Source organism: Cupriavidus sp. F041 (genome assembly GCF_057814235.1).
In genome coordinates, this window is sequence record NZ_JBVASY010000002.1 from 2,989,164 (window position 1) to 3,015,320 (window position 26,157).

A 26,157-nucleotide genomic window follows, 5' to 3' on the forward strand; every position below is an offset into this window, starting at 1 on the left:
AAGCCCCGCCGCGCGGCAGCCCGCCGGGGATTCGTCGCGCGCGGCCCGCGGCGCCCCGTCCCGGCACACTCCCCGCATGGCGCGATGTGCTCCCGGCGGCGTGCCGGTGGTAAAGTGCTGGCTGTCCCTGCCGGACGCCCCCGGGCCGGTTTCATGCCTGCCCCGACTGCCCCGCAAGCCGCCGCCCAGACAGACGGCGGGGCCGCCCGGCCTTCCCTTTGCCACTCTTGCCGGATTCGCATCACACCCCATGGGAGCTTTAAGCCACCTCCGCGTCCTCGACCTGACCCGTGTTCTCGCCGGGCCCTGGTGCGCCCAGAACCTAGCCGACTTCGGGGCCGACGTGATCAAGATCGAGCGCCCCGGCGCCGGCGACGACACCCGCACCTGGGGCCCGCCCTGGCTGCAGGACGGCGCGGGCCGCGATACCGCGGAAGCCGCCTACTACCTGGCCGCCAACCGCAACAAGCGCTCAGTCACCTGCGACATCAGCACGCCCGAAGGCCAGGAACTGGTGCGCGCGCTGGCCGCCCAGAGCGATGTGGTGCTGGAAAACTATAAGGTCGGCCAACTGAAGAAGTACGGCCTGGACTACGACTCGCTCAAGGCGATCAAGCCGGACCTGATCTATTGCTCGGTGACGGGCTTCGGCCAGACCGGTCCCTACGCGGCCCGCCCCGGTTACGACTTCATCATCCAGGGCATGGGCGGCTTCATGAGCCTGACCGGCGAGCGCGACGACCTGCCCGGCGGCGGCCCGCAGAAGGCCGGCGTGGCCATCTCCGACCTGATGACCGGCCAGTACGCCACCATCGCCGTGCTGGCCGCGCTGGCCCACCGCGAGCGCACCGGCGAAGGCCAGTACATCGACATGGCCCTGCTCGACGTGCAGGTAGCCATGCTGGCCAACATGAACACCAATTACCTGGCCAGCGGCGTGGCGCCCAAGCGCTGGGGCAACGCGCACCCCAACATCGTCCCCTACCAGACCTTCCAGGCCGCCGATGGCTGGATCATCGTGGCGGTGGGCAATGACGGCCAGTTCCGCAAGTTCGTCGCTGCCGGCGGGCACCCCGAGCTCGCCGACGACCTGCGCTTCGCCACCAACCCGCAGCGCGTGGCACACCGCGACGTGCTGGTGCCGCTCATCGCCGAGATGGTCAGACCGCGCACCCGCGACCAGTGGATCCTCGACCTGGAAGCCGCCGGCGTCCCCTGCGGCCCGATCAACACCTTGGACGATGTGTTCGACGATGCCCAGGTCAAGGCGCGCGGCCTGCGCGTGGACCTGCCGCACCCCAGCGCCGGCGAAGTCAAGCTGGTGGGCAGCCCGATCAAGATGAGCGCGACGCCGCCCGAAGCCGTGCGGCACCCGCCGCTGCTGGGCGAGCACACCGATGCCGTGCTTGGCGACATGCTGGGCTATACGGCGGAGCAGATTGCCGCGCTGCGCGCCAAGGGCGTGCTGTAAGTCGGGCATTGGCCGCCTGCGCCGCTCCCGGCAGCGCGGGCGGAAAGTTGCAGTAGCCGTAGCGAAACAAGCAGAGAACCTTACCCTGCGCGCGCCGGCGTCCGGCGCGTGCCCCACCAAGAGAGGAGTTTGGATGCTGACCGACGCCCTGCTGGCCTTCCTGCACTTTACTTTCATCTTCCTGCTGATCGCCCTGATGACCGCCGAGGCGGTCGTGCTGCGGCCCGGCATGACCCCGGCCACGCTCAGGCGGCTCTCGGTCTACGACCTGATTTACTTCCTGTCCGCCATGGCGGTGCTGGCGACCGGCCTGCTGCGGCTGTTCTACGGCGCCAAGGGCATGCAGTTCTACCTGCACAACCCGTGGTTCCACGCCAAGATCACTGTGTTCGTGGTGATTGCGCTGTGCTCGCTGCCGCCCACCTTCGCCATCCAGCGCTGGCGCCGTCAGGCGCGCAGCCTGCCGGACTTCGTGCCGATGCCGGCCGAACTGAAATCCGCCCGGCGCTGGGTCATGATCGAGGCCCACCTGCTGATCCTGCTGCCGCTGTGCGCGGTGATGATGGCGCGCGGCATCGGCATGAAGTAAGCCCCGCCGGCTTGCAAACGAGATAAACAGCCGCCAGGCCCAAGCCGCCTGGCGCGCCCAGATTCCCAATCCCTACCGACGCATCCCCATGTTCAAGCAAAAACTTGCCGCGGCGCTGTTCGCCGCAGCCCTGCCCGCCATTGGCATCCTTGGCGCCATCGGCGCGGCGCCAGCCGCCGCCGCGGCCGCCTACCCGGCCAAGCCCCTCAAGTTCGTGGTGCCCTACCCGGCCGGCGGCCCGCTCGACACCGTGGCGCGCGCCATCGGCGACAAACTCAAGGACAGCCTTGGCCAGCCCGTCGTGGTGGAAAACCGCCCCGGCGCCGGCGGCAATATCGGCGCCGACTATGTGGCCAAGCAGCCCGCGGACGGCTACACCATCGTGATGGGCGCGGTAGCCACCCACGCCATCAACCCGACGTTGTTCGCCAAGATGCCTTACGACCCGGTGAAGGATTTCAGCCCGATCACGCTGGTGGCCGACGTGCCCAACGTGCTGGTCATGCATCCCGGCAAGGCCGCTGAGCTGCATATCAGCAATGTGCGCGAGCTGGTGGAGTACGCGCGCAAGAACCCCGGCAAACTGGACTATGCCTCGGGCGGCAACGGCAGCGCCGGCCACCTGTCGGGCGAGTTGTTCAAGAGCCTGGCCAGGGTGAGCATGGTTCACATTCCCTATAACGGCGCGTCGCCCGCGCAGTTGTCGGTGTTGTCCGGGCAGACCGACATGATCTTCGACAACCTCGCCTCGGCCTCGGCCAATATCAAGGCCGGCAAGCTCAAGGCGTTTGCCGTCACCACCGCCACGCGTGCCGCCGCCTTCCCCGAGCTGCCGACCATTGCCGAGGCTGGCAAGGGCTTGGGGCTGGAGGGCTTTGACATCTCCACGTGGTTCGGCGTGTTCGCTCCGGCCAATACGCCGAAGGAGATCGTCGACCGTCTCAACCACGAGATCGTGGCCATCCTCAAGACCGATGACATGAAGGCCAGGCTGGCCCGGATCGGCGCCCAGCCGGCGCCGACCACGCCCGAGCAGTTCGGGGCGCTGGTGCAGCGTGAGTTGAAGAAATATGCGCAGATCGTCAAAGTGTCAGGCGCCAAGGTCGATTGATCCGCCTGGGCAAAACGCCGCCCCTTGAATGAAAAACGGCCCGCGCGGGCCGTTTTTCATTCCTGTTCCGGGCGTCCCCGCCAGCCGTCAGGACACCTCCGGACTGGTCGCGCCGGACTCCGCGCGCGGCAGCAGCAAGCCCACCTGGATGATGCGTGGCCCGTCCATGCGCGTCACCGTCAGCTTCAATCCAGCGATCTCCACCGCGTCGCCCTCCACCGGCGGCGACGCAAATGCCTTCTGCATGGCAGCTTCCAGCGTCCGGGCGGCTTCGTCGGCGCTCAGCTCCCGCGTACCGTAAAGCCCCGCCACATCCCGCAGCATGGCGTCCCCGGACAAGAGGAAATCATGGCTTGCCTTGCCCCAGCCCGGCGCCGGCCCGGGCCGATGGAACAGCAGCGCCAGCATCGGCACGCTGGTGGCAGGCGCCAGGATGGAGACCACGTCGCCGGCCGCCAGCATGGTCTGCTCGGGTGCTACCAGGGCCTTGTCGCGCACCACCGTCAGCAACCGGCAGCGCGGCGGCAACTCAAGCTGGTCGGCGCGCAGGTTCTCGGTGGGGGAATCCGCCCCGACCCTGAACTGCATCACCTCCAGCGCCGGCCCATGGGTGCCCTGCAGGCGCGCGCGGGCCAGCGGCTCGGGATAGGCGGGCCGCAGCACACGCGCCAGCCGTGCCGCCAGCGGCACGGTGGTGCCCTGCAGCAGCAGGCTGGCCAGCACCACCGCAAACGCAATGCGAAACAGCAGCCCGGAGTCCGGCATGCCCTGCAGCATCGGGAACAGCGCCAGCACGATGGGCACGGCCCCGCGCAAGCCCATCCACGCCACGAAGCCCTTCTCGCGCGCGCTGAAACGGAACGGCAGCAGCGCCAGCCAGACCGCCGCCGGGCGCGCCACCAGCATGAGGAAGGCCGCCACCGCCACCGCCGGCAGCGCCACTTCCCAGATCCGGTGGGGCGCCACCAGCAGGCCAAGCAGCAGGAACATCGCGGACTGCGACAGCCAGGCCATGCCATCCATCGCCCGCATGGTGTCGGCGCTGACCGCACGGTCACGGTTGCCCACCAGGATGCCAGTCAGGTAGACCGCCAGGAAGCCGCTGCCGCCCGCGGTCTGCACGATGGCGAACACCATGGCGCCGCCAGAGCACAGCAGGATGGCCTGCAAGCCTTCGGCCACGCGCATGCGTTCCATCACATTGGCCAGGCAGTAGCCCAACCCGAGCCCGAGCAAGCCGCCCACCCCAAACTGCACCAGCAGGCGCCACACCAGCGCGCCGGGGCTCAGGCCGGCCGGCGCGGCGATCCAGTCGATCAGCGTCAGGGTCAGGAAAATGGCCATCGGGTCGTTGATACCGGACTCGATCTCCAGCACGCTGGCGACCCGCTCCTTGAGCCGGATGCCGCTGGTATTGAGCAGCGAGAACACCGCCGCGGCATCGGTCGAGCCCACGATGGCGCCCAGCAGCAGGCCGAGCTTCCAGTCGATCTCCAGCACCCAGGCGGCGAACAGGCCCACCAGCCCGGTCGTGACCAGGACCCCGACGGTGGCCAGCGACAGGGATGGCCGCAGCGCAACCCGGAAAGTCGCCAGCCGGGTACGCAGGCCGCCGTCGAGCAGGATCACCGCCAGCGCCAGGTTGCCGACCAGGAAGCTCAGCCAGGTGTTGGAAAAGCGGATGCCGCCGGGGCCATCCACGCCGGCCAGCATGCCGACCGACAAGAAGACAAGCAGGAAGGGCACGCCCAGGCGCGCCGAGAAGGCGCCCACCACAATGCCCAGGGACATCACGACGGCGCCGATCAGGATGACATGGTCAATGCTTTCCAAGACGGCTTTCCCTTTCAGTACCAATACCGCGCCGCATCGGCCGCAGGCTGCGCACGCGGCGGCAACGGCAGTGCAGCCGACGATGATAACGCAGCGCCATGTCAGCACTGCCGCACCCCCGTTGCGAGTGCAATCCGGCGCTGGCGCCATGCCGTCCGGCCCGCCTTCAGATGTCGCCTAGGGAGATACCCGGAGATTGACCATTTTTGCAGACATCTGAAAGGTAGCTGAAAGGTCCCCCCCTTAATTTCCACCCTGCCAGCGGCAGGACGAATGCAAGCGTCATTTTTGCGCACTGCAACATCGACGGCCGCACGGATTTCAAGCAGTTTTTTCGAGGAGAATCATTTTGCGCATTCGTAGCCAAAAGGACTTTGCCTCCGGCCTGATGTTCATCCTGGTCGGATTCGGCTTTTCCTGGGTCGCACGTGGTTATTCCATGGGCACCGCCGCCAAGATGGGCCCGGGATATTTCCCGTTCTGGCTCGGCATCGTGCTCGCCCTGCTGGGCGCGCTGGTGCTGTGGGGTTCCCTGTCCGCCAAGAAGGAAGAAGATCAGCTGGCGCGCTGGGACATCAAGACGCTGTTGTGGATCCTGGGTTCGGTGGTGCTGTTCGGCCTCATGCTCAAGCCGCTGGGCATGGTGCTGTCCGTGCTGGTCCTGGTGCTGGTGTCCTCGATGGCCAGCCATGAATTCAGCTGGAAAGGCGCTGTCGCAAACGCGGTCATCCTGGTGCTGATCAGCATGGGTGCGTTCGTGTATGGCATCAATCTGCAGATGCCGGTGTGGCCTGCATTCTTGGCAGGTTAAGGAGACGGCCATATGGAACTACTAGCCAACCTGGGCCTCGGCTTCTCGACCGCCCTGACGCTGCAAAACCTGGCATACGCCTTCCTGGGCTGCGTGCTGGGTACCCTGATCGGCGTGCTGCCGGGCCTGGGGCCTCTGGCCACCATCGCCATGCTGCTGCCGGTGACCTACACGCTGCCGCCGGTGGCCGCGCTGATCATGCTGGCCGGTATTTATTACGGCGCGCAGTACGGTGGCTCCACCACCGCCATTCTGGTCAACCTGCCGGGTGAATCGTCGTCGGTGGTGACTACCATCGATGGCTACCAGATGGCCAGGCGAGGACGAGCGGGGGTGGCGTTAGCCACCGCCGGCCTGGGCTCGTTCTTCGCCGGCTGCGTGGCTACCCTGATCCTGGCGGCCTTTGCTGCGCCGCTGTCGGAACTGGCGTTCAAGTTCGGTCCCGCCGAATACTTCTCGCTGATGGTGCTGGGCCTGATCGGCGCCGTGGTGCTGGCTTCCGGTTCGCTGGTCAAGGCCATTGCGATGATCGTGCTTGGCCTGCTGCTGGGCCTGGTCGGTACCGACGTGAACTCGGGCGCGGCGCGCTTCTCCTTCGACGTGCCTGAACTCACCGACGGCCTGAACTTCGTCTCGGTGGCGATGGGTGTGTTCGGTTTCGCGGAAATCATCGCGAACCTGGAACAGAAGGATGCCCGCGAGACCTTCACCGACCACATCACCAACCTGTTCCCGACCAAGGAAGACTTCAAGCGCATGATCCCCGCGGTGCTGCGTGGCACTGTGCTGGGTTCGGCACTGGGCATCCTGCCGGGCGGCGGTGCTGCGCTGGCTTCGTTTGCGGCCTACTCGCTGGAAAAGAAGACCTCGAAGTACTCGCATGAGTTCGGCAAGGGCGCCATCGAAGGCGTGGCAGGTCCGGAATCGGCCAACAACGCGGCTGCGCAAACCTCCTTCATCCCGCTGCTGACGCTGGGCATTCCGCCCAACGCGGTGATGGCGCTGATGGTGGGTGCGATGACCATCCACAACATCCAGCCGGGCCCGCAGGTCATGACCAGCAACCCCGCGCTGTTCTGGGGCCTGATCGCCTCGATGTGGATCGGCAACTTCATGCTGATCATCCTGAACCTGCCTCTGATCGGGATCTGGGTCAAGCTGCTCAAGGTGCCTTACCGCTACCTGTACCCGGCCATCCTGACCTTCTGCTGCATCGGCGTGTACTCGGTCCAGAACACCACCTTCGACGTGTTCCAGACCGCGGCCTTCGGCGTGATCGGCTACCTGTTCATCAAGCTGAAATGCGAGCCGGCTCCGCTGCTACTGGGCTTCGTGCTGGGACCGATGATGGAAGAGAACTTCCGCCGCTCCCTGCTGCTGTCGCGTGGCGAGTTCACCGTGTTCGTGACCCGTCCGCTGTCGATGGGCCTGCTGATCGCGGCCGCGGTGCTGGTGCTGATCGTGGCGCTGCCGTCGATCAAGAACAAGCGCGAAGAAGCGTTCCAGGAAGAATAATCCAGCAAGTCCCGCGGCCAGCCAATGTGCCGGCCGCGAGCGACCCTGCCAGCAAGACCCTCAAGGTGCCGCCAGGCACCTTTTTTTATGCCTGCTTCGCTTCCATGGTCACGAGAAGTGCGCTGCTTCGCCTCACGGCTGCGCTGCCACGCCATCGCCGCCGGGGGCATCGAACAATCCCGCGCAGGCCTCCCGCACCGCCGCCGCGACATGCCGGCGCGCATGGTCGCGCCGCTCCAGCATGCCGATGGTACGCATCACCGGGGCGCCGCCCACTTCCAGCGGCAGGATGCGCAAGGCCTCGTCCTCCAGCCAGCGCGCGCGCTGCAAGAGCGGCACCACGGTCACGCCCACCTGCTGGCGCACCAGTTCGACCAGCGCCTCGATCGAGTTCAGTTCCAGGAACTCGTTGACGCGCAGGTGCGCGCGGCGCAGCGCCCGCTCCACCAGCAAGCCGGTGCGCTGGCCACGGTCGAAACGCAGGAAGGGGTTGGCCGCCAGCGCCGCGCGCGCGGTCGCGCCCGGGCTGTCGCGCCCGGCTATCGCCACCAGCGGCTCCTGGTAGAGCGGCGTCCACGCCAGGGTGCCGGCCAGCCGGCCGGTCCCCTCCACCAGCATTGCCGCGTCAAGCTCGCCCGCTTCCACCTGCGCCGCCAGTTCGATCGACTTGGCGCCGACCAGGCGCACGTCCAGCGCCGGATGTTCGCGCTTCATGCGCGCCACCACATGCGACAGCCCGCCCATCACCGAGACCACCGCCCCCACCGCCACCGCGCCGGCCATCGCGTCCGGCGCTTCGGGCGGCAGGCGTATCTCGTCGTAGAGCGCGAGCATGCGCCGCGCCTGCGGCAACAGCTCGCGGCCGCCGGCATTGAGCGCCACCACCCTGCCGCCCCGGTCGAACAGTTCGCGGCGCAGCTCGATCTCCAGCGCGCGCATCTGCAAGCTGACCGCGGCCTGCGTCAGCGCCACCCGCTCGGAGGCAGCGGCAAAGGAACCGTGGTCGGCCACGGCAACGAAAGTGCGCAGGAAACGGATGGTGCTCATGGGAAGTGCTCGCGGAATGAGGCGGACCGGCCATGCCGATACTTAAGAAAACATTGAGACATAAGAAAGAAATATTAGCTTTCATTATGATGTCCTGCACGGAATAATGATGCGCAGCACCATCAACGCAGGTCTGGCGCCACCAGCCTCGGCATGCGCGCGGTGTGTTGCCCGAAGGCCGGCACCGGCCCGCACTGCCTTGCTTCCAGATCCGGAGATCACCATGAAACACTGGCTGCGCCTGTTTGGCACGAGCCTCGCCACCGGCCTCGCGCTGAGCGCCGTCCCGGCACTCGCCGACACCTATCCGAACAAGCCGATCCGCCTGATCGTGCCGTTCCCGGCCAGCGGCGCCACCGATCTGCTGGCCCGCGCCATCGCGCAGAAGGTGGGCACCAACATGGGCCAGCAGATCGTGGTCGACAACCGTCCCGGCGCGGGTGGCGCGATCGGCTCGGACATGGCCGCCAAGGCCCCGGCCGACGGCTACACGCTGCTGATCGCCACCACCAGCACGCACTCGATCGGGCCGTACATCAACCCTCGCCTGCCGTACAACACCGAGACCGACTTCACGCCGATCAGCCAGGTGGCCATCGCCACCAACGTGCTGGTGGTGCCGAACAGCCTGCCGGTGAAGAACGTCAAGGAACTGATCGACTACGCCAAGAAGCATCCGGGTGAACTGAACTACGCGTCCAGCGGCAACGGCACCGTGGTGCACCTGACCGCCGAGGCCTTCAAGGCGCAGGCCGGCGTATTCATCACGCACATCCCGTATCGCGGTACCGCGCTGGCCGTGCCCGACCTGATCTCCAACAAGGTGCAGATCCTGTTCGACAGCATCGTCTCCGGCCTGCCGCATGTGAAGGACGGCAAGCTCAAGGCACTGGCCGTGACCAGCCTGAAGCGCTCGCCGCTGGCACCCGAGATCCCCACCGTCAGCGAGTCCGGGCTGCCGGGCTTCGAGTCCGATACCTGGTTCGGCATCTACGGCCCCAAGCAAATGCCGGCCGAACTGGTGACCCGCCTCAATGCGGAATTCAACAAGGCGATCCAGTCGCCGGACGTGAAGGAACGCCTCGGCAAGCTGGGCGCAGAACCCGTCGGCGGCACGCCGGCGCAGTTCGCCACCATGGTGAAGAAGGACAGCGCGCGCTGGGGTAAGCTGATCAAGGACCGCAAGATCACCGTGGAATGACGGCGCCGGAGTTACAGCGACTTCCGCCGTACGCCCCCGTCCCCGCCGATGCGGGAGGCGGGCGCCAAAACAAGCGCGAATCCTGGCGAGCCGACAGGCACGGCACCCCCGCCAGGACAGCGAACCGAACCGAGGCAAGCATGCAGAACTTCAACTGGACCAATCCCTACCCTTCCGTGCGCATTCCGCTGTTCGCGCGCAACGTGGTGTCCACCTCGCACCCGCTGGCAGCGCAGGCCGGCCTGCGCATGCTGCTCAAGGGCGGCAATGCGGTGGACGCGGCCATCGCGGCAGCAGCGGCGATCACCATTGTCGAACCGGTCTCGTGCGGCCTGGGCAGCGACGCCTTCGCCATCCTGTGGGACGGCAAGGAAATGCATGGCCTGAACGCCTCGGGCGTAGCCCCGGCGGCATGGAGCCCAGAGTACTTCAAGAACAAGTACGGCACGGACGCCAATGGCATCGCCAACCGCCCCGTGCGCGGCTGGGACGCGGTCACCGTGCCCGGCGTGATCGCCGGCTGGGCCGCGCTGCATGAGCGCTTCGGCAAGCTCCCCTTCGCCGAACTGATGGAGCCCGCCATCGAGATCGCCGAGCGCGGCTACGCCGTGCCGCCGGTGGTGGCGCACAAGTGGGCCGCCGCCGTGCCCGAACTGAAGGACCAGCCCGGCTATGCCGAGGCCTTCATGCCGAATGGCCGCGCCCCCAAGGTGGGCGAGAAATTCACGCTCAAGGCCGCCGCCGAGACGCTGCGCAAGATTGGCGCCACCAATGGCCGCGATTACTACGAAGGCGAGATCGCCGGGAAGATCGCCGCCTTCAGCAAGGAATGCGGCGGCGCCATGACAGCCGACGACCTGCGCAACTACAAGCCGGAATGGGTCAAGCCGATCAGCAAGTCCTACCGCGGCTATGAACTGCACGAGATTCCGCCGAATGGACAGGGCATTGCCGCGCTGGTGGCGCTCGGCATTCTCAACCAGTTCGACATGGCCTCGCTGCCGGTGGATTCGGTCGAGTCCCAGCATCTGCAGATCGAGGCGATGAAGCTGGCCTTTGCCGACCTCTACCGCTATGTGGCCGATCCGGCCAGCATGGAAGTCACGCCCGAGGCAATGCTCGACGACGACTACCTGAAGTCGCGCGCCAAGCTGATCGACATGGAACGCGCCACGCATTTCGATTTCGGCATGCCCAAGGTCGGCGGCACCATCTACCTGACCGCCGCCGACGAGAACGGCATGATGATCTCGTTCATCCAGTCGAACTACATGGGCTTCGGCTCAGGCGTGGTCGTGCCGGGCACCGGCATCAGCCTGCAGAACCGCGGCGTGGGCTTCTCGATGGACCCGAAGTCCGCCAACGTGGTGGCTGGCGGCAAGCGCCCCTTCCACACCATCATCCCCGCCTTCCTCACCAGGGACGGCCAGCCGGTGATGAGCTTCGGCGTGATGGGCGGCGACATGCAACCGCAGGGCCACCTGCAGACCGTGGTGCGGATGGTGGACTACAACCAGCAGCCGCAGGCCGCCTGCTGCGCGCCGCGCTGGAAGGTCAACCGGGATTTCACGCTGGACATCGAATCCACCATGGATCCGGCCGTGGTGGCGGGCCTCAAGGCACGCGGCCACCAGCTCAAGTCGGTCGACGATCCCTACATGGATTTCGGCTCGGGACAGTTCATCTGGCGCCTGTCGGAAGACGCCGAGCATGGCTACGTGGCCGCCAGCGACAGCCGGCGCGATGGACAGGCAGTAGGTTTCTGAATTCCCGATAGCAGTACTGGGAGAGCGCCCGCGGCAACGTGGGCGCTTTTTTTTTTGGGGCAGTTGGCGTCCCGGGGCACGCCATCGGTCTCAGGGCATCCGGCGCAGGCGAATCACACCGCTCTCGTAGAGGACAACGCCCGTGACCTGCCCCGCCGCATCGCGCTCGAACTGGAGTTGGGCAAGTCCGTTCTCGTAGACGAACCGGTCGGCCTGCGCTGCGAGCGGGAACACCGGCCTGCGCAGCCAGTTTCCGGATCGCACACCGAGCTGCCCGTTTTCGGCCCGGATATCAAAGATCAGGTCCGTGCGAATCAGCCGCTGGCCACGATAGCGGCCGACGTATTCCTGTTGCCTGTCGAGCGGCACGACGGCAATCGCCGGCGCGGCCTCTTTCGTGCGCAGCGCGGAATAGCCAGCGCCGCCTAGCGAATAATCCAACCCAACGATCTCGCCGGCTTCGCGCCGGAACACATACTGCACGCCGACCTCGGTGTCGACAAAGGTGTCGCGCCCGGCCGGCGATAGCGGGCGGAACCCCCCGCCCGTGGCGCGCCGGTACAGCGTGCCATCCTGCGGCACCATGGTGACGTAGTTGCTCTTGTCGACCTGGTAGATCCCGCCGTACTCCGCCAGCACGCCAGGCGCGAGCGCAGGCGCCGCCGGCATGGTGGGGTAGCGGCTGGCGGTGATGCCCAGCAGGACCTTGTATGAGGGCGCATGGGTATTGCTCACCAGCACGGCGGCCGCTTCCTGCCTGTCCGGCGCGAAGGCCAGCAAGGCGCGATAGCCCCCTGTCAGTCCGTCGTGGTAATACGTGCGATGGCCGGCCGGCCCGCGGATCAGCACGGCGTAGCCGATCTCCTCGCCACGGTAGCGGGCCAGCGGCGTGAGCGCCCGTTCCGCCGCCGGACCGAGCGGTCCGGCGCTGCCTGCCATCATGGCGCGCGCGAAGATGAGCAGGTCCGGGGCCGTCGAGCGCAGCGCGCCGGCGCCCGACAATGCATCGAAGTCCCATGGCGCCCGGGTCTCTTCGTGGCTATAGCCGGCCGCGAGCGCCTTGGCCTGCGGCCCCGGGAACTGGAACGTGCTGCGCATGCCCAGCGGTCCGGTGATGTTCTCGCGCACAAGCACATCCCAAGGCTTGCCGTACCGGTCGGCAAGCAGTTGCCCGAGCAAGCCCATCCCCAGATTGCTGTACGCCGCGCCGCAGGGCGGCGCGTGTTCCAGCGTCAGCCCGGAAAGACCGGCAAGCAGCTTCCGGCGGTCATGCTGGGAGAACGGGTTTTCGGTCCCGTAGCCGGGAAAATCCTGCGGCTCGCGGGGCAGACAGGCGCTGTGCGTCACGAGCTGGCGCAGCGTGATGGCGGCGGTCTCCGGCTTCAGCGCTGCCTGGCCCGGCAGAAGTTTGCCGAGGTTGTCATCCAGCGACAGGTCGCCGCGCTCGACGGCCTGCGCGAGCAGCAGGCCCGTGAACAACTTGCTGATGGAGCCGATCTCGAATAGCGGCTGTGCTTCCGGATCGCCGCCCTCCACGATCTCACTGGCCGAGCCCACGCGAAGACGTTGTACGGCGTAGCGATCCTGTTTGTCCCGCCAGATGCCCACCGCCACGGTGCCGGGTTCATCCTCGAGCACGGTCGTTGCGATTTCGGCGGGAGACGATGCGAAGGAGAGAGGGGCCGCGACCGCCGATGAGAGACAGGCAAACCCGGCCGCCGCTGCGATCCATACACTCAACGTCGTGGCCAAGCCACCAAACAAGTCAGTCTTGCTCGCCATGGGCATCCTCCGGTGGCCTTCATGCTGGAACGGCCGGACTGAGACAAGCCGCCGGCGCCGCTACTATACCGTCAGCCAGTATTCGCATTTAGCAGCGAATATCCCTAGTGTAGTGTTGCATTCTGTTTGGAACTTAAGCGGCGGTTGGCGCGAATGACCTTCTGCAGGATGTCGCGAGCGCTCTTGGTCCAGATGAACGGCTTGGGGTTGGTGTTGTGGTGAGCGATGTACTCGTTAATGGCGGCGACCAGTTCCGGCACGCTGGTGAATACGCCGCGGCGAAGTCGCTCGGTTGTGATGTCGCGAAAGAACCGCTCGACCATGTTCAGCCATGATGCCGAGGTGGGCGTGAAGTGCATGTTGAATCGCGGATGCTTGGCCAGCCAGTCCTGCACCGCAGGATGCTTGTGCGTGGCGTAGTTGTCGGCGATCAGATGCAGCGTTTTGTCCTTGGGCGTCTCGCGGTCGATCTTGCGCAGGAACGTCAACCACTCGGTATGGCGGTGGCGCTGCTGGCACTGGGCGATGACCTGGCCATCGAGCACGTTGAGCGCGGCAAACAGCGTGGTCGTGCCGTTGCGCTTGTAGTCGTGAGTCATGGTGGCCGCGCGCCCATTCTTCAGCGGCAGCCCGGGCTGTGTGCGATCCAGCGCCTGCACCTGGCTCTTCTCATCGCAGCACAGCACAAGCGCGTGCTCGGGTGGCGACATGTAGAGGCCCACGATGTCTTCAAGCTTCTCGACGAACTTCGGATCGCGCGAGACCTTGAAGCCGCGCACGATGTGCGGCTTCAACCCGTGGGCGTGCCAATGGCGCATGACGGTGCTGGCGCTCACGCCCAACTCGGCGGCCATCTTGCGCGTGCTCCAGTGCGTGGCCGCTTCGGGCTGGCTCTGGGTGGTCAGCGTCACGAGGCGAGAGACGTCCACCTTGACCGGCGGCGCGCCACGTGGACGGTCGCGCTCAATGCCCGCCAGCCGCGATTGGGCATAGCGCTCGCGCCAGCGCGAGACCTGCACCCGGCCCACGCTCAGTTGCGCGGCAATGTCCTTGCTCTGCATCCCCTCAGCCGCAAGCAGCACGATGTGCGCACGCTGTACCAGCCTCACACTGGTCAGCTTCGAACGAACCAGTCTCGTCAATTCGGCGCGCTCTTCGTCGGTCAGCACAATCTCAGGGGCAACTCGCATTCACTCTCTCCACTCTGCCTCATAGTGGAACCTTGGAGGCATGCGAATATTATACGTTCATTCAAGAGTGCAACACTACACTAGGTTCTTCCGGAATCGCCGGAGAACCGGTCATGCCGGAACCGGCCGCACGGACGCCGGCCTCGCATGGATCGGGCCCTGCCGGTCCCGCACCCAGGCCAACTGTCAGCAACTGGCCTGCCAGCCATCCCGTCGACTGTCCATGGCGTACGCCGGGTGGCGATTTACACTGGTCCTTTCTACTTCCAGCCCGAACAGCCATGACCGCCTACGCTTACCGCCTGCTCAACGTTTTCGCAGAATCCACTTTCGGCGGCAATCCCCTGTGCGTATTCGAGGATGCGCGCGGGCTCGACGACGCCACCATGCAAGCCCTGGCGCTGCAGTTCAACTTGTCCGAGACCACCTTCATCCTGCCCTCCGGGCAAGCCAGCGCCCAGGTCCGGATTTTCACGCCGGGCTATGAGATGCGCTTTGCCGGCCATCCCACGCTGGGCACCGCGCATGTGGTGCGCGACCTGGCCGCTACCGGCGACGCGCTCACGCTCGAATTCAAGGCGGGCGTGGTTCCAGTGACCGCGCAGGGCGATGTGTGGACCTTCACGGCGCCGCATGCAGGCCAGCCGAAGACGGCGCCAGCCGGCCTGCCGGATGCGGAAATGGCCTCCCTGCTCGGCCTTGCCGAGTCCGACCTGCTGGCTTCGCCGATGTGGGTCGACACCGGCGCCGACCAGTTGCTGGTACCTGTGAAGCATGTCGACGCCGTGCGCCGCGCGCAGCCCGACAGCGCGCGCCTGGCGGCCTGGCCGCAGAGCAGCCTGGGCCGCAAGACCGCCTACGTCTTTGCCTTCGATCCCACGCGGCCGGAACAGGTGGTGGCGCGCTATTTCTTCACCAAGCAGGGCGGTGGCGTGGCCGAGGACCCGGGCACCGGATCGGCCTGCGCCAACCTGGGCGGCTGGCTGATCGCCAGCGGCCACGCGCTGCCGGCCGGATACCAGATCGCGCAGGGCGAGGTGGTCGACCGGCCGTGCACGCTGCGGCTGGAAGTCACCGCCGGGCAAGCCATCCGCGTGGGCGGACGCGTGATCGAACTGGGCCGCGGCACCATCAACCTGTAACACGCAGCCCAATCGCGCATGGCGGCGAGGGGCCGGCAGGCGCGACAAACCACGCGCAGCTGCGTTACAGTGAGGTCCGCCCCGCCCATCAGCCCTGACGCGCAACCCGCACGCGCCCACCGACATGACCACGCCGCACGCCCTGACCACGCTGGCCGAACTGGAAGCCCACTACGCCCAGGCCGGCGAGGCCTCGCTCGCCAAGGAAGTCGATTACCTGCATCCGCACTACCGCGCCTTTGTCGAGGCCGCCCCGCTCTGCCTGCTCTCCACGGTGGGCGGGGAGTATGCCGAGTGCTCGCCGCGCGGCGACGCGCCCGGCTTTGTCCAGGTGCTCGACGAGCGCACCTTGCTGCTGCCGGACCGGCGCGGCAACAACCGCCTCGACAGCCTGCGCAACATCATCGCGGACCCGCGCGTGGGCCTGCTGTTCCTGATTCCCGGCGTGGACGAGACCATCCGGGTGGCCGGCACCGCCCATGTCTCGGTCGACCCGGCGCTGATCGCGCGCTGCATGGTGGATGGCAAGGTGCCGGCCACCGTGCTGGTGATCTCGATCCAGTCGGTGTTCTTCCAGTGCGCCCGCGCGCTGGTGCGGTCCAGGTTGTGGGACCCGCAGACACAGGTGGCGCGCAGCAGCCTGCCGAGCAACGGCACCATCCTTGCCGCCGTGAGCCGGAATCCCTTCGACGGCGCCGCGTACGACGAGTCGCAGCCCGCCCGGATGAAGCAAACCCTGTATTGAGCCCATGTACACGCCAACCCACTTTGCCAGCACCGAAAGCGACGCCATCGACGAAGTCATGCGCCGCTACCCTTTCGCCACCCTGATCGGCAATGACGCCGACGGGCTGCCGTTCGCCACCCATCTGCCGGTGGTGGCGGAACGCAGCGGCGACGCCTGGCTGATCGAAGGCCATATGGCGCGCGCCAACCCGCACTGGCGCTGGCTGGAGCAGACGCCGCGCGCGCTCCTGGTGTTCCAGGGCCCGCACGGCTATGTCTCGCCCGGGTTGTACGAGCAGAAGCTGTCGGTGCCGACCTGGAACTACGTCGCCGTGCACGTGTACGCGGAAATCGCCACGATTCACGACGCCGATGCCAAGGATGCGCTGCTCAAGCGGCTGATCGCGCAGAACGAGCCCGGCTACGCCGCGCAATGGCGAGAACTGCCGGAGGATTTCCAGCAGAAGATGCTGGGCGCGATTGTCGGCCTGCGCATCGCGCCGACGCGAGTCGAAGCCAAGTTCAAGCTCAGCCAGAACCGCCCCGCGGCCGACCGCGCCCGCATTCTCGCCGCCCAGCAGGAAGGCAGCCCGATCGAGCGCGACATGGCGGCGTGGATGGCGCGCATGACGGGCGCCTGAAACGCTTAAGCCGGCTGCAACGCAACAGCCGCAACACCGCCCGCGCGCCGCTCAGGCGCGCGGCAGCCACTCCGGCGCATGCGTGCCCAGCGGCACCGAAGGCAGCGCCCAGTACGCGGGGGTCTCCGACAGGCGGCCCGCATGCGACACCACGCTCAGTTCGCCGAAGCCCGACGGCAATGTCACCATTAGGTCGGCCACATCCTCAAGCCGCTGGTCCGGCACCTGCATTCCCCCTTCCACCCGCCCCAAGCCACGCAGCCACTGGCCAACCTGCGCCAGCGACACCCGCACATGCCAGCTGCCGCCCTCGACGGCACGCCGGTGCAGCGCAGCCATGGCGCCGAGCGCCAGCAGGTAGCCGGCGGCATGATCCAGCACCTGGGCCGGCAGCGGGCGCGGCTCGTCGCTGCCGGCTGCCTGCGCTTCCGCATGGTTGAAGCCGGTGGCGGTCTGCACCAGGGAATCGAAGCCGCGCTTGCCGGCCCACGGCCCGACGTGCCCGTAGGCGCTCAACGTCACATAGACAATGCCCGGCCGCGCCCGGGCCGCCGCCTCCGGCCCCACGCCCAGTTCGGCGAGGCCATGCGGCCGGTAGCCCTGGACCAGCACATCGGCGCCGTGCAACAGTTTGTGCAAGGCACGCTTATCGTCGGCATCGCGCAGGTCGAGCTGGCAGGCGCGCTTGCCGCGCCCGGTGTCGATCACCAGCGGTTCGATGGCAGGCAGGTGGGCGGAGGTGACCAGCAGTACGTCCGCGCCATGCGCGGCCAGGGTACGCCCGGCCACCGGGCCGGCGATGATGCGCGTGAAATCGAGCACGCGGACACCCGACAGCGGGCGCGCGCCGGCAGCGGCCAGCGCCGGCAACGGCTCCGGGAGCGCCTCGCCGATCCGCTCCAGGGTAAACGGCGGCAGGCCGCGCAGCGCCTGCCCCTGCGGATGCTGGTCCCACTCCTCGAAGCTGCGCATGGCGGCTACCACCAGGCCAGCTTCGGAGGCGGCAGCCTCGAAGGCCTCGGCCTCCCATCGTTGCAGGGCGGCTTCCACGGCGGCCCGCTCATGGGCGCAGCCCAGGATGCGCAGCACACCATCGCGGTGATGCGGGAAGTTGGTATGCAGGCGCACCCAGCGCCCGTCGCCGCAGCGGTAGGCGCCGGCGATCTTGTTCCACATCTCCGCCGCCGGGCCGCCCTCCACGCGCAGGTAGCGCTCGCTGCGGAATTCGGCCAGGGCGTGGCGCATGTCGATGGCAACATCCTGCCAGCGTCCGCTGCGCTGTTGCCACAGCGTGGCGGCGGCGAGCGCCGCGGCGCCCAGGCTGCCCTGGGCGGCGGTGCCCACGGCAAAGGACGACGGCAGCACCGGGTCGGTGCCGGTGAGTTGCAGCCGGCCCAGCGCTGCGGCGGGCATCCCGGCGGCCTGCCAGAGTCCAGCCACGGCTTCGGCCGGGGTCGGGCGGGAGGCAGGGGCAAGGGTTGGAGTCGGGGTTGAATTCGGCATGGCGGCGATGCTCCAGGGGGCGGATGCGCTCCCTCCATCCTAGGCCGCGGCGGCTGTTTTTGCGCTGCCGCGCGGAGATTGCACGACTCTGGCCGCCGGCACGGTAAAATCACCCGATCCGGCATTCCGCCATGCAATCGAGCAGCGCGGCGGGCTGCGCGCCAGACGCCGGCCGCCGCCCCGCCCCTGACTTAACCGCCCACCGGCGCCACCATGAGCAACGACCCCAAAGCCAACGACAACACGCCCGCCGCATCCAATTTCCTGCGCAGCATCATCGACCAGGACCTCACCGCCGGCACCTACGCCGGCCGCCAGGATGCCCAGGGCGAGCCGTTGCCCCCCGTCATCACCCGCTTCCCGCCGGAGCCCAACGGCTACCTGCACATCGGCCACGCCAAGAGCATTTGCGTGAACTTCGGCATGGCGCGCGACTACGGTGGCCGCTGCCACCTGCGCTTCGACGACACCAACCCGGTCAAGGAAGATACCGAATACGTCGACTCCATCATCGACGCGGTGCACTGGCTCGGCTTCAGCTGGGACAGCACCGCCAAGGACGGCAGCCAGCAGCCCCACCTGTATTACGCCAGCGACTACTTCGACCAGCTCTACGCCTTCGCCGAAAAGCTGATCGAGCGCGGCGTGGCCTACGTGGACAGCCAGAGCGCCGAGCAGATCGCCGCCAACCGCGGCGACTTCTCCCGCCCGGGCATGCCCTCGCCGTTCCGCGACCGCAGCGTCGAGGAAAACCTGCAGCTGTTCCGCGACATGCGCGACGACAAGTACGCCGACGGCGAGCACGTGCTGCGCGCCAAGATCGACATGAACGCGCCCAATATCGTGATGCGCGACCCGGTGATCTACCGGATCCGCCACGCGCATCACCACCGCACGGGCGACAAGTGGTGCATCTACCCGATGTACGACTTCACGCACTGTATCTCGGACGCGCTGGAGAACATCACGCACTCGCTGTGCACGCTGGAGTTCGAGAACAACCGCCCGCTGTACGACTGGGTGCTGGCCCAGCTGCGCGAATGCGGCGTGTTCAGCGATCCGCTGCCGCACCAGTATGAATTCGCCCGCCTGAACCTGACCTACGCCATCACCAGCAAGCGCAAGCTGCTGCAACTGGTCGTTGAAAACCGCGTGGACGGCTGGGACGATCCGCGCATGCCCACCATCGTGGGCGTGCGCCGGCGCGGCTTTACGCCGGAATCGATCCAGTTGTTCTGCGATCGCATCGGCGTGGCCAAGTCCGATAGCTGGATCGACATGAGCACGCTGGAAGGCGCCGTGCGCGACGACCTCGATGCGCGCGCGGCGCGTGGCGCGGCCGTGTTGGATCCGCTCAAGCTGATCCTCGACAACTACCCCGAAGGCCAGAGCGACGACTGCACGGCGCCGGTGCATCCGAAGAAGCCGGAGCTGGGCATGCGCGTCTTCCCGCTCACGCGCGAGCTGTGGATCGAGCGCGACGACTTCAGCGAAGCACCGCCCAAGGGCTACTTCCGCCTGTTCGCGCCCAAGGACGGCACCCCGGGCAGCAAGGTGCGCCTGCGCCACGGCTATGTGATCGAATGCACGGGCGTGGACCGCGACGCCGACGGCAAGGTCATCGCCGTGCACGCCAACTACCTGCCCGAGACCAAGAGCGGCACGCCGGGCGCGGACAGCGTCAAGGTCAAGGGCAATATCCACTGGGTCAGCGTGGCGCATGCCTATGAAACCGAGGTGCGGCTGTACGACCGTCTCTTCAACGACCCCAACCCGGATGCCGGCGGCAAGAACTTCCTCGACGCGCTGAACCCGGACTCCAAGAAGATCGTCACCGCCTACCTGGAACCCGGCCTGCAGCAAGCCGCCGCGGAAGACCGCTTCCAGTTCGAACGCCAGGGCTACTTCGTGGCCGACCGGGTCGATTCGACGCCGGGCAAGCCGGTCTTCAACCGCATCGTCGGCCTGCGCGACAGCTGGGGGAAGTAAGCCCATGCAAACCGTAACCTTCCCGCTCGAGGGCGAGCATATCGCCCTGAACGACCTGCTCAAGGTGGCCGGCGTGTGCGACAGCGGCGGCGCCGGCAAGGCACTGGTGGCGGCCGGCGAAGTGTCAGTCGACGGCGCGGTGGAATCGCGCAAGACCGCCAAGATCCGCGCCGGCCAGGTGGTCAGCGTGGCTGGCGTGAAGATCCGGGTAGTGGCGGCCTGACCGTCGCGGCAGACGGTATGCCCGGTGGCCGGCCTGCCACCCACCGGGCGCGTGCTTCCAAGCAAAGGAAATGACAATGCCGATCGCATTCTGGTGTGTGCTGGTGGCAGGCATCCTGCCCGTGGTGACGGTTGGCATCGCCAAGGCGAGCGGAAGCGCCTTCGACAACCACGATCCGCGCGGCTGGCTGGAAAAACAGGCCGGACGCGCCCGGCGCGCCGACATGGCGCACCGCAACCATTTCGAGGCCTTCCCCTTATTCGCCGCGGCGGTGCTGTGCGCCACCCACCTGCAGGCGCCTGCCGCGCGCATCGACGAGCTGGCGCTGGTCTTTGTCGCCGCGCGCATCCTGTACACGGTGTGCTACCTGGCCGATCGCGCCACCTTGCGCACGCTGTGCTGGACCATCGGCTTCCTGTCGGTAATCGGCATCTTCCTGCTGCCGGTGTTGGTGCACTGAGAACACCGGGGAGAGCGATCATGCGCTACCTGCCTGCCGTCCTTTGCGCGCTTTGCCTGCTGGCGCCGGCCCTGCCCGGCACGGCGCGGGCCGAGCCGGCCAGCTACGCGGTGGACCCGACCCATACCGCGGTGTACTTCGCCGCCAGCCATTTCGAGCGGACCTCGGTACGCGGGCGTTTCGGCAAGATCGATGGCCGCATCAACTATGACGAAACCAGCGGCAGCGGCGCCATCGATTTTACGGTCGACGCCGACTCCGTCGATTCCGGCAACCGCACACTGGACGGCATCCTGCGCTCGGCCCAGTTCCTCGATGCGCAGAACTTCCCGGTGGTTCGGCTGCGCGCCAACCGCTTCGTGCAGGACAGCGGCCGGCTGGTGGCCGTGGAAGGCGAACTGAGCCTGCACGGCGTCACGCAACCGCTGCGGCTGGAAGCCGAGCGCTTCAGCTGTGGCGACATCTCGCTGTTTGGCATCAAGCGCCACGTTTGCGGCGGCGAATTCCGCGCGGTACTGTCGCGCAGCGCCTTTGGCATGACGCGCTTCCTGCCCGAGGTGAGCGATAGCGTGGTCCTGACGATCTCGGTGGAAGCCATGCCGGCCGCGCCGGCATCTAAATGACATAAACATCACATACAGTTTCCGCACCACCGCCAGATGTCGACCCGGAGACGCCTGAAGAGCCGGTTTCTTCTGTAAAATCAGCGGTTTGCATTTTTCCGGCGGGCCCATTTTTCCCGGTCTCCGCCTGAACGGGAAACCTGAAAACAATGATCACGATTCAAGTTGGGGATGTGGTGGCGGCGTCGTTGGCGGCTGCGGGCGCGTGCCTGATCTGCAGCATCCCGATGGCGTTCCTGCGCCGCTTTCCGGCCTGGGCATTGCGCACTTATGGCCGCCGCGCGCTGCTGGTGCCGTTGCTGATCCTGCCGGTGGGAAGCTGGCTGGCAGGGCTAGCGCTGTCGGGGCAGATCGACAGTCCCGCCGGCCACGCCATGGTGGTGGCAACCGCCTTTCTCTGCCTGAACCTGGCCTCGGCACTGCTGCGCTACTACCTGAGCGATTACCGAAAGTCCCGCTAAAGCGAGCGGCGTCCATCGCGGCGCCAATGTTCGCGCCAGGCCATCCATGAGCACGCCCCAGCGCTTTGACATCGAAGCCGGCGCCGAGGCACTGGCCGCCGACCGCATCGACGCCGGCAACGGCGCGAACTGCCTGCTGCTGCATGGCGCCGGCGCCAGCCACCGCGCGCGCTGGCTGGCGTTGCGGCAAGCGCTCGCCGCCCAGGGCGTGGGCAGCATCGCCTTCGATTTTTCCGGCCACGGCGAAAGCTCGGCGCGCACGCCCAACTCGCTGGTCAAGCGCCAGCGCGAAGCCGAAGCGGCGCTGGCCCATCTGAATGGCGCTGGTCCCCGCGCCTTGATCGGCATCAGCATGAGCGGCGAAATCGCCGTGCGGCTGGCCGCCGATCCGCGCAACCGGATCGACCGGCTGCTGACACTGGTGGGCGCCGCCTACGACCCTGCTGCTTTCGAACTGCCCTTCGGCCCGGCCTTTACCGCCGTACTGCGCACGCCCGGCAGCTGGCGCGCCTCGCTCGCCTTTGAACGGATCGCGCAATTCCGCGGCCGCCTGACCCTGGTACGCGGCGCCGAAGACAAGGTCATCCCCGCGGGCATTGCCGACACGCTTGCCGCCCGTGCAGGCCTGTGCGAACGGGTGGAAGTGATCGACCTGCCCGGCACCGGCCACTTGCTGGGCGAAGCCTGGCAAAACCAGCCCGGCTTCGCCGCCAGGCTGAGCGCGATCGCGCTGGGCGCCGTGGGCGCCTGAGCCCCATTCCAGGCGGCATGGCAGGCACCCGGTACGGTGCCGTTGCGAACGCCGCGTCCGATTCACGTATGATGCGGCCTTTCGCTTCTCGCAGCATTTGCCGCTCCCGCTTCCTTCATGGCACTTAAATCCACCATCTACAAGGCCGAACTGTCCGTGTCCGACATGGACCGGCCCTACTACGGCAGCCACGCGCTGACCATCGCGAAGCATCCGTCCGAGAACGATGCGCGCATGATGGTGCGGCTGCTGGCCTTTGCCTGCGAAGCCAGCGAGACATTGACCTTCACCCGCGGCCTGGACGAGCCCGACGAGCCGGACCTGTGGGAAAAGACCCTGACCGGCGAGATCGCGCATTGGATCGAGCTGGGCCAGCCGGACGAGTCGCGCCTGAAGCGCGCCGCCGCGCGCGCCGATCGCGTCACCGTGTTCACCTACAATGGTGCGAGCGCGCGCGAATGGTGGAAAGGCATGGCAGGCAAGGCCGGCAAGCTGCGCAACGTGACCATCTACAATGTGCCGGCCGAGGCGGTGGAAGCACTCGCCGCCCTGGCCCAGCGCGCCATGCGGTTGTCCGTAACGATCCAGGACAGCGAGATCTGGGTCAGCGACGACGACCACAACGTCCGCATTACGCTTGAGGTCCTGCAACAGCCCCAGGGCTAAGCCCGGCGCCCGAGCGGTTTTCGCGTTACCAGCATTACCAGGTTCAGAATTACCCATCCGCCCGGTGCGGCCGGCATGCCGCCGGCCTCACCGAACCCGTGACCCTCGCTGATACAGCACAAGGAAGCCATCCATGAATACCACTCCCTCCGGCCTGCAATATGAAGACACCGTCACCGGCGAAGGCGCCGAAGCCACGGCAGGCAAGCATGTCACGGTGCATTACACCGGCTGGCTCTATGAGAACGGCCAGGCTGGCCGCAAGTTCGATTCGAGCAAGGACCGCAACGACCCGTTCGTGTTCCCGCTGGGCGCCGGCCACGTCATCCGAGGCTGGGATGAAGGCGTGCAAGGCATGAAGGTGGGCGGCACGCGCCGCCTGGTGATCCCGGCCGATCTGGGCTACGGCGCGCGCGGCGCGGGCGGCGTGATTCCGCCGAACGCCACGCTGCTGTTCGAAGTGGAACTGCTGGCGGTCTGATCGCCTGGGCGCCGCCCCGGCGGCGCCCACCGGCATCCCATCCCGCGCGGATGGCACAAGCAAGAGGGGCGCCCGCGGGCGCCCCTCTTGCGTTCCGGCCCGGCCGTTCAGAAACTGATCGCCGCGCTGCTCACGTCGACCCGCACCTTGTCACGGTCCAGCAGGCGCGCGGCATGGCGCGCATAGTCCTGGGCCCAGGCGGCATCGCTGGCGAAACGCTGCTCGCCGGAGAACTTGGCCACGCTCAGGATCTTGTCGATCACCAGCACCTTGCCCACCGGGCTGGAAGCCTGGCAATCGAGTTCGGCATATTCGCGGTCGAACCAGCGCCAGCCAGCGTCCTCGGTAACCGCCGCCAGCTCGGCGTCGCCAATCGTGAAGCCAAATTCCTTGCCGGTACCGAAAACTACCGTGAGCGTGCGCGCCATAGCCTGATCTCCTGGTTGATGCCACATTGTAAAGACATAGCGGCCGGTACCGCCACCTCGCCCTGGCAGATTGGCCGGCCAAGGGTACCTGCCGAATCGCGGCATGACCGTTGTCTATCGCATACAACCAGCCGGAGCTTGCAGAGATTTCTGCACGCCATGTGGTTTCCATGCCGCCTGCCGCGCGGCTTTGGATTATGCTTGCACCATGGCCATCACCCGACAAGATCTCGAAACGGATCGGCTGCGTGCTTCACTTTGCAGCACGCCGGTGGCTTCCTCGCTACTTCCCGAAGAAGCTTTCGAACGCTCGCTACGCGCTACGCTGGACCAGCGGCCGGATACGCCGGGGCTGGCAGGCGATGTCTGGGTGTTCGGCTACGGCTCGCTGATCTGGAACCCGATGGTGATTCACACGGACCGCCGGCTGGCCAGCGTGCATGGGTACCATCGCGGCTTCTACCTATATTCGCGCATCAATCGCGGCACCTGGGACAACCCCGGCCTGGTGCTCGGCCTGGACCGTGGCGGTTCTTGCCAGGGCATCGTCTTCCGCATCCCCCATCACATGATCGAGCAGGAGTTCCGCCTGCTGTGGCGCCGCGAGATGCTCACCGGCGCCTATCATCCGCGCTGGCTCAACGTAAAGATGAACGGTTGCCCGCCGCAGCGCGCGCTGGCCTTCGTGATGAACCGCTCGCATGAGGCCTATGCCGGGCGCCTGCCCGACGACAGCGTGGTGGCCCGCCTGCGTCACGCCTGCGGCCTCTACGGGCCGGCGCGCGAATACCTGCAGCAGACGCTGCTGGGCCTTGCCACCAACGGCGTCGACGATCCCTACCTTGGCCGGTTATGGCGCCGGCTGCAGGATACGGATGCCACGGCCGCACAGGCTGTCAGAGAAACCAGCGAAACCGCCTGACCCGGGAGCCACCAGGATGCCGCGCACTTCCGCCCGCCCCCGCCGACTGGTGCTTGCCGAAGTGTTGGGACTGACCGGCCTGCTGATGGGCGGTGCGCTGCTGGCCGGCCCCGGCGGAACGAGCCTGGCGGCGCGCCCCGCCGGCAGCGGCCCGGCCCAGGCCTCGCCGCGCTCGCACGCGCAAGGCGCCGGCTCCGCCACCACCGCGCACGATGGCGTGGGCGGGCTCGACCGCAACCTGATCGCGGCGGCGACGCTGGGCGACCTCGAACTGGTCAAGCGCTTGCTGGCGGCCGGCGCTTCGGCCCAGACCACCGACGAACGGGGCCGCAGCGCCCTGCTGGTGGCGGTCTATAGCCGGCACACCGAAGTGGCGAAGGCGCTGGTGGCGGCTGGCGCCGACGTCAACCGCAAGGACATCGAATCCAACAGCCCCTTCCTGCTGGCCGCGGCCACCGGGCAACTTGAAATGGTACAGCTGGCGCTCACGCATGGCGCCGACCTCACCAGCACCGACATCAACGACAGCACCGCCCTGATCGTGGCCTGCGAGCATGGTAATACCGAAGTGGTGAAGGTGTTGCTGAAGGCTGGCGTCGCGGTCGACCATGTCAACCGCCAGGGCTGGACCGCCCTGCTGGAAACCATCGTCATGGGCGATGGCAGCGCGCGCTATGAAGACACGGTGCAGTTACTGCTCGACGCTGGCGCGGACGCCAACCTTCCCGACCGCGACGGCACCTCGCCGACCCGCCACGCGCGCGAGCGCAGCTATAAGACCATGGTGAAGATGCTGGTGCGCGTGCGCGGGCACTGATGTACCCG

Annotated in this window: 26 protein-coding genes; 20 read left to right on the forward strand and 6 right to left on the reverse strand. The window is 67.1% G+C overall.

Annotated features, from left to right (window positions below; translation table 11 throughout):
- Positions 1-250: 250 nt before the first annotated feature.
- The 3 genes from ACZY0R_RS31185 to ACZY0R_RS31195 all read left to right on the forward strand — a co-directional run bounded on the left by ACZY0R_RS31185 (position 251) and on the right by ACZY0R_RS31195 (position 3,171).
- Positions 251-1,471, forward strand: coding sequence for a CaiB/BaiF CoA transferase family protein (locus tag ACZY0R_RS31185; protein WP_488863849.1), 1,221 nt, complete (start codon positions 251-253; stop codon positions 1,469-1,471).
- A 133-nt stretch (positions 1,472-1,604) separates the two neighbouring features.
- On the forward strand, positions 1,605-2,060 hold the full coding sequence (locus ACZY0R_RS31190) for a DUF2214 family protein (RefSeq protein ID WP_488863851.1): 456 nt from the start codon (positions 1,605-1,607) through the stop codon (positions 2,058-2,060).
- Positions 2,061-2,148: 88 nt separating this feature from the next.
- Positions 2,149-3,171, forward strand: coding sequence for a tripartite tricarboxylate transporter substrate binding protein (locus tag ACZY0R_RS31195; RefSeq protein WP_488863853.1), 1,023 nt, complete (start codon positions 2,149-2,151; stop codon positions 3,169-3,171).
- 87 nt (positions 3,172-3,258) lie between these two features.
- On the opposite strand, the gene ACZY0R_RS31200 is transcribed toward ACZY0R_RS31195, so the two are convergent.
- Positions 3,259-5,004: a potassium/proton antiporter gene (locus tag ACZY0R_RS31200; RefSeq protein ID WP_488863855.1), complete on the reverse strand. Its 1,746-nt coding sequence runs from the start codon at positions 5,002-5,004 to the stop codon at positions 3,259-3,261.
- 349 nt (positions 5,005-5,353) lie between these two features.
- Between ACZY0R_RS31200 and ACZY0R_RS31205 the strand changes: the two genes are divergently transcribed.
- On the forward strand, positions 5,354-5,815 hold the full coding sequence (locus ACZY0R_RS31205; RefSeq protein WP_035866512.1) for a tripartite tricarboxylate transporter TctB family protein: 462 nt from the start codon (positions 5,354-5,356) through the stop codon (positions 5,813-5,815).
- 12 nt (positions 5,816-5,827) lie between these two features.
- Positions 5,828-7,330, forward strand: coding sequence for a tripartite tricarboxylate transporter permease (locus tag ACZY0R_RS31210; protein WP_488863858.1), 1,503 nt, complete (start codon positions 5,828-5,830; stop codon positions 7,328-7,330).
- Positions 7,331-7,462: 132 nt separating this feature from the next.
- Here the strand turns inward: ACZY0R_RS31210 and ACZY0R_RS31215 are convergent, their stop codons facing one another.
- Complete coding sequence (locus ACZY0R_RS31215; protein WP_045236066.1) at positions 7,463-8,377, reverse strand: LysR substrate-binding domain-containing protein; 915 nt, start codon at positions 8,375-8,377, stop codon at positions 7,463-7,465.
- A 223-nt stretch (positions 8,378-8,600) separates the two neighbouring features.
- Between ACZY0R_RS31215 and ACZY0R_RS31220 the strand changes: the two genes are divergently transcribed.
- Together ACZY0R_RS31220 and ggt are read left to right on the forward strand one after the other, a co-directional pair.
- Positions 8,601-9,578, forward strand: coding sequence for a Bug family tripartite tricarboxylate transporter substrate binding protein (locus ACZY0R_RS31220; RefSeq protein ID WP_488863860.1), 978 nt, complete (start codon positions 8,601-8,603; stop codon positions 9,576-9,578).
- A gap of 140 nt (positions 9,579-9,718) precedes the next feature.
- Complete coding sequence (gene ggt / locus ACZY0R_RS31225) at positions 9,719-11,344, forward strand: gamma-glutamyltransferase (RefSeq protein WP_488863862.1); 1,626 nt, start codon at positions 9,719-9,721, stop codon at positions 11,342-11,344.
- 90 nt (positions 11,345-11,434) lie between these two features.
- Here the strand turns inward: ggt and ACZY0R_RS31230 are convergent, their stop codons facing one another.
- Both ACZY0R_RS31230 and ACZY0R_RS31235 read right to left on the reverse strand, forming a co-directional pair.
- Positions 11,435-13,126 carry a serine hydrolase domain-containing protein gene (locus ACZY0R_RS31230; RefSeq protein WP_488863864.1) on the reverse strand — a complete coding sequence of 564 codons (1,692 nt, stop codon included), beginning with the start codon at positions 13,124-13,126 and terminating at the stop codon, positions 11,435-11,437.
- 104 nt (positions 13,127-13,230) lie between these two features.
- The gene (locus ACZY0R_RS31235; protein WP_488857529.1) at positions 13,231-14,316 is read right to left on the reverse strand and encodes an IS630 family transposase; all 1,086 of its coding nucleotides are present in this window, start codon (positions 14,314-14,316) and stop codon (positions 13,231-13,233) included.
- A 281-nt stretch (positions 14,317-14,597) separates the two neighbouring features.
- Here ACZY0R_RS31235 and ACZY0R_RS31240 point away from each other — a divergent pair, with 281 nt between their 5' ends.
- The 3 genes from ACZY0R_RS31240 (at position 14,598) to ACZY0R_RS31250 (ending at position 16,825) form a co-directional block, all read left to right on the forward strand.
- The gene (locus ACZY0R_RS31240; RefSeq protein WP_488863866.1) at positions 14,598-15,458 is read left to right on the forward strand and encodes a PhzF family phenazine biosynthesis protein; all 861 of its coding nucleotides are present in this window, start codon (positions 14,598-14,600) and stop codon (positions 15,456-15,458) included.
- A gap of 124 nt (positions 15,459-15,582) precedes the next feature.
- A complete protein-coding gene (locus ACZY0R_RS31245; protein ID WP_488863868.1) occupies positions 15,583-16,203 on the forward strand; it encodes a pyridoxamine 5'-phosphate oxidase family protein in 621 nt (206 codons plus the stop codon).
- 4 nt (positions 16,204-16,207) lie between these two features.
- The gene (locus ACZY0R_RS31250; protein ID WP_488863870.1) at positions 16,208-16,825 is read left to right on the forward strand and encodes an FMN-binding negative transcriptional regulator; all 618 of its coding nucleotides are present in this window, start codon (positions 16,208-16,210) and stop codon (positions 16,823-16,825) included.
- A gap of 51 nt (positions 16,826-16,876) precedes the next feature.
- On the opposite strand, the gene ACZY0R_RS31255 is transcribed toward ACZY0R_RS31250, so the two are convergent.
- A complete protein-coding gene (locus ACZY0R_RS31255; RefSeq protein WP_488863872.1) occupies positions 16,877-18,328 on the reverse strand; it encodes a CoA transferase in 1,452 nt (483 codons plus the stop codon).
- 213 nt (positions 18,329-18,541) lie between these two features.
- Between ACZY0R_RS31255 and ACZY0R_RS31260 the strand changes: the two genes are divergently transcribed.
- From ACZY0R_RS31260 to ACZY0R_RS31295, 8 genes are all read left to right on the forward strand, one after another.
- Positions 18,542-20,317: a glutamine--tRNA ligase/YqeY domain fusion protein gene (locus tag ACZY0R_RS31260; RefSeq protein ID WP_488863874.1), complete on the forward strand. Its 1,776-nt coding sequence runs from the start codon at positions 18,542-18,544 to the stop codon at positions 20,315-20,317.
- Positions 20,318-20,321: 4 nt separating this feature from the next.
- On the forward strand, positions 20,322-20,540 hold the full coding sequence (locus tag ACZY0R_RS31265) for an RNA-binding S4 domain-containing protein (protein WP_043348411.1): 219 nt from the start codon (positions 20,322-20,324) through the stop codon (positions 20,538-20,540).
- 76 nt (positions 20,541-20,616) lie between these two features.
- A complete protein-coding gene (locus ACZY0R_RS31270; protein ID WP_488863877.1) occupies positions 20,617-21,000 on the forward strand; it encodes an MAPEG family protein in 384 nt (127 codons plus the stop codon).
- 20 nt (positions 21,001-21,020) lie between these two features.
- On the forward strand, positions 21,021-21,623 hold the full coding sequence (locus ACZY0R_RS31275; RefSeq protein ID WP_488863879.1) for a YceI family protein: 603 nt from the start codon (positions 21,021-21,023) through the stop codon (positions 21,621-21,623).
- A 149-nt stretch (positions 21,624-21,772) separates the two neighbouring features.
- Positions 21,773-22,084: a hypothetical protein gene (locus ACZY0R_RS31280; protein WP_276289371.1), complete on the forward strand. Its 312-nt coding sequence runs from the start codon at positions 21,773-21,775 to the stop codon at positions 22,082-22,084.
- 46 nt (positions 22,085-22,130) lie between these two features.
- Positions 22,131-22,835, forward strand: coding sequence for an alpha/beta hydrolase (locus ACZY0R_RS31285; protein WP_488863881.1), 705 nt, complete (start codon positions 22,131-22,133; stop codon positions 22,833-22,835).
- A 117-nt stretch (positions 22,836-22,952) separates the two neighbouring features.
- Positions 22,953-23,501, forward strand: a complete 549-nt coding sequence (locus tag ACZY0R_RS31290) for a YaeQ family protein (RefSeq protein ID WP_035864018.1) — start codon at positions 22,953-22,955, stop codon at positions 23,499-23,501.
- Positions 23,502-23,634: 133 nt separating this feature from the next.
- Entirely contained in the window at positions 23,635-23,982 is a 348-nt protein-coding gene (locus tag ACZY0R_RS31295) for an FKBP-type peptidyl-prolyl cis-trans isomerase (protein WP_035864016.1), read from the forward strand.
- Between the two features lie 107 nt (positions 23,983-24,089).
- Here the strand turns inward: ACZY0R_RS31295 and ACZY0R_RS31300 are convergent, their stop codons facing one another.
- Positions 24,090-24,410, reverse strand: a complete 321-nt coding sequence (locus ACZY0R_RS31300) for a hypothetical protein (RefSeq protein ID WP_035864014.1) — start codon at positions 24,408-24,410, stop codon at positions 24,090-24,092.
- A gap of 208 nt (positions 24,411-24,618) precedes the next feature.
- On the opposite strand from ACZY0R_RS31300, the gene ACZY0R_RS31305 reads away from it, so the two are divergent.
- Together ACZY0R_RS31305 and ACZY0R_RS31310 are read left to right on the forward strand one after the other, a co-directional pair.
- Positions 24,619-25,332 carry a gamma-glutamylcyclotransferase gene (locus ACZY0R_RS31305; protein ID WP_488863884.1) on the forward strand — a complete coding sequence of 238 codons (714 nt, stop codon included), beginning with the start codon at positions 24,619-24,621 and terminating at the stop codon, positions 25,330-25,332.
- Between the two features lie 16 nt (positions 25,333-25,348).
- Positions 25,349-26,149 (forward strand): ankyrin repeat domain-containing protein, encoded by an 801-nt coding sequence (locus ACZY0R_RS31310; protein WP_082094705.1) that lies wholly within the window; start codon positions 25,349-25,351, stop codon positions 26,147-26,149.
- Positions 26,150-26,157: the final 8 nt, after the last annotated feature.

What these genes read in the sequence shown, in the direction of transcription:
- ACZY0R_RS31185 (WP_488863849.1), top strand. Translation starts at nt 251, where the DNA reads ATGGGAGCTTTAAGCCACCTCCGCGTCCTCGACCTGACCCGTGTTCTC.
- ACZY0R_RS31190 (WP_488863851.1), top strand. Translation starts at nt 1,605, where the DNA reads ATGCTGACCGACGCCCTGCTGGCCTTCCTGCACTTTACTTTCATCTTC.
- ACZY0R_RS31195 (WP_488863853.1), top strand. Translation starts at nt 2,149, where the DNA reads ATGTTCAAGCAAAAACTTGCCGCGGCGCTGTTCGCCGCAGCCCTGCCC.
- ACZY0R_RS31210 (WP_488863858.1), top strand. Translation starts at nt 5,828, where the DNA reads ATGGAACTACTAGCCAACCTGGGCCTCGGCTTCTCGACCGCCCTGACG.
- ACZY0R_RS31215 (WP_045236066.1), bottom strand. Translation starts at nt 8,377, where the DNA reads ATGAGCACCATCCGTTTCCTGCGCACTTTCGTTGCCGTGGCCGACCAC.
- ACZY0R_RS31220 (WP_488863860.1), top strand. Translation starts at nt 8,601, where the DNA reads ATGAAACACTGGCTGCGCCTGTTTGGCACGAGCCTCGCCACCGGCCTC.
- ggt (WP_488863862.1), top strand. Translation starts at nt 9,719, where the DNA reads ATGCAGAACTTCAACTGGACCAATCCCTACCCTTCCGTGCGCATTCCG.
- ACZY0R_RS31230 (WP_488863864.1), bottom strand. Translation starts at nt 13,126, where the DNA reads ATGGCGAGCAAGACTGACTTGTTTGGTGGCTTGGCCACGACGTTGAGT.
- ACZY0R_RS31235 (WP_488857529.1), bottom strand. Translation starts at nt 14,316, where the DNA reads ATGCGAGTTGCCCCTGAGATTGTGCTGACCGACGAAGAGCGCGCCGAA.
- ACZY0R_RS31240 (WP_488863866.1), top strand. Translation starts at nt 14,598, where the DNA reads ATGACCGCCTACGCTTACCGCCTGCTCAACGTTTTCGCAGAATCCACT.
- ACZY0R_RS31245 (WP_488863868.1), top strand. Translation starts at nt 15,583, where the DNA reads ATGACCACGCCGCACGCCCTGACCACGCTGGCCGAACTGGAAGCCCAC.
- ACZY0R_RS31250 (WP_488863870.1), top strand. Translation starts at nt 16,208, where the DNA reads ATGTACACGCCAACCCACTTTGCCAGCACCGAAAGCGACGCCATCGAC.
- ACZY0R_RS31255 (WP_488863872.1), bottom strand. Translation starts at nt 18,328, where the DNA reads ATGCCGAATTCAACCCCGACTCCAACCCTTGCCCCTGCCTCCCGCCCG.
- ACZY0R_RS31260 (WP_488863874.1), top strand. Translation starts at nt 18,542, where the DNA reads ATGAGCAACGACCCCAAAGCCAACGACAACACGCCCGCCGCATCCAAT.
- ACZY0R_RS31265 (WP_043348411.1), top strand. Translation starts at nt 20,322, where the DNA reads ATGCAAACCGTAACCTTCCCGCTCGAGGGCGAGCATATCGCCCTGAAC.
- ACZY0R_RS31270 (WP_488863877.1), top strand. Translation starts at nt 20,617, where the DNA reads ATGCCGATCGCATTCTGGTGTGTGCTGGTGGCAGGCATCCTGCCCGTG.
- ACZY0R_RS31275 (WP_488863879.1), top strand. Translation starts at nt 21,021, where the DNA reads ATGCGCTACCTGCCTGCCGTCCTTTGCGCGCTTTGCCTGCTGGCGCCG.
- ACZY0R_RS31280 (WP_276289371.1), top strand. Translation starts at nt 21,773, where the DNA reads ATGATCACGATTCAAGTTGGGGATGTGGTGGCGGCGTCGTTGGCGGCT.
- ACZY0R_RS31285 (WP_488863881.1), top strand. Translation starts at nt 22,131, where the DNA reads ATGAGCACGCCCCAGCGCTTTGACATCGAAGCCGGCGCCGAGGCACTG.
- ACZY0R_RS31290 (WP_035864018.1), top strand. Translation starts at nt 22,953, where the DNA reads ATGGCACTTAAATCCACCATCTACAAGGCCGAACTGTCCGTGTCCGAC.
- ACZY0R_RS31295 (WP_035864016.1), top strand. Translation starts at nt 23,635, where the DNA reads ATGAATACCACTCCCTCCGGCCTGCAATATGAAGACACCGTCACCGGC.
- ACZY0R_RS31300 (WP_035864014.1), bottom strand. Translation starts at nt 24,410, where the DNA reads ATGGCGCGCACGCTCACGGTAGTTTTCGGTACCGGCAAGGAATTTGGC.
- ACZY0R_RS31305 (WP_488863884.1), top strand. Translation starts at nt 24,619, where the DNA reads ATGGCCATCACCCGACAAGATCTCGAAACGGATCGGCTGCGTGCTTCA.
- ACZY0R_RS31310 (WP_082094705.1), top strand. Translation starts at nt 25,349, where the DNA reads ATGCCGCGCACTTCCGCCCGCCCCCGCCGACTGGTGCTTGCCGAAGTG.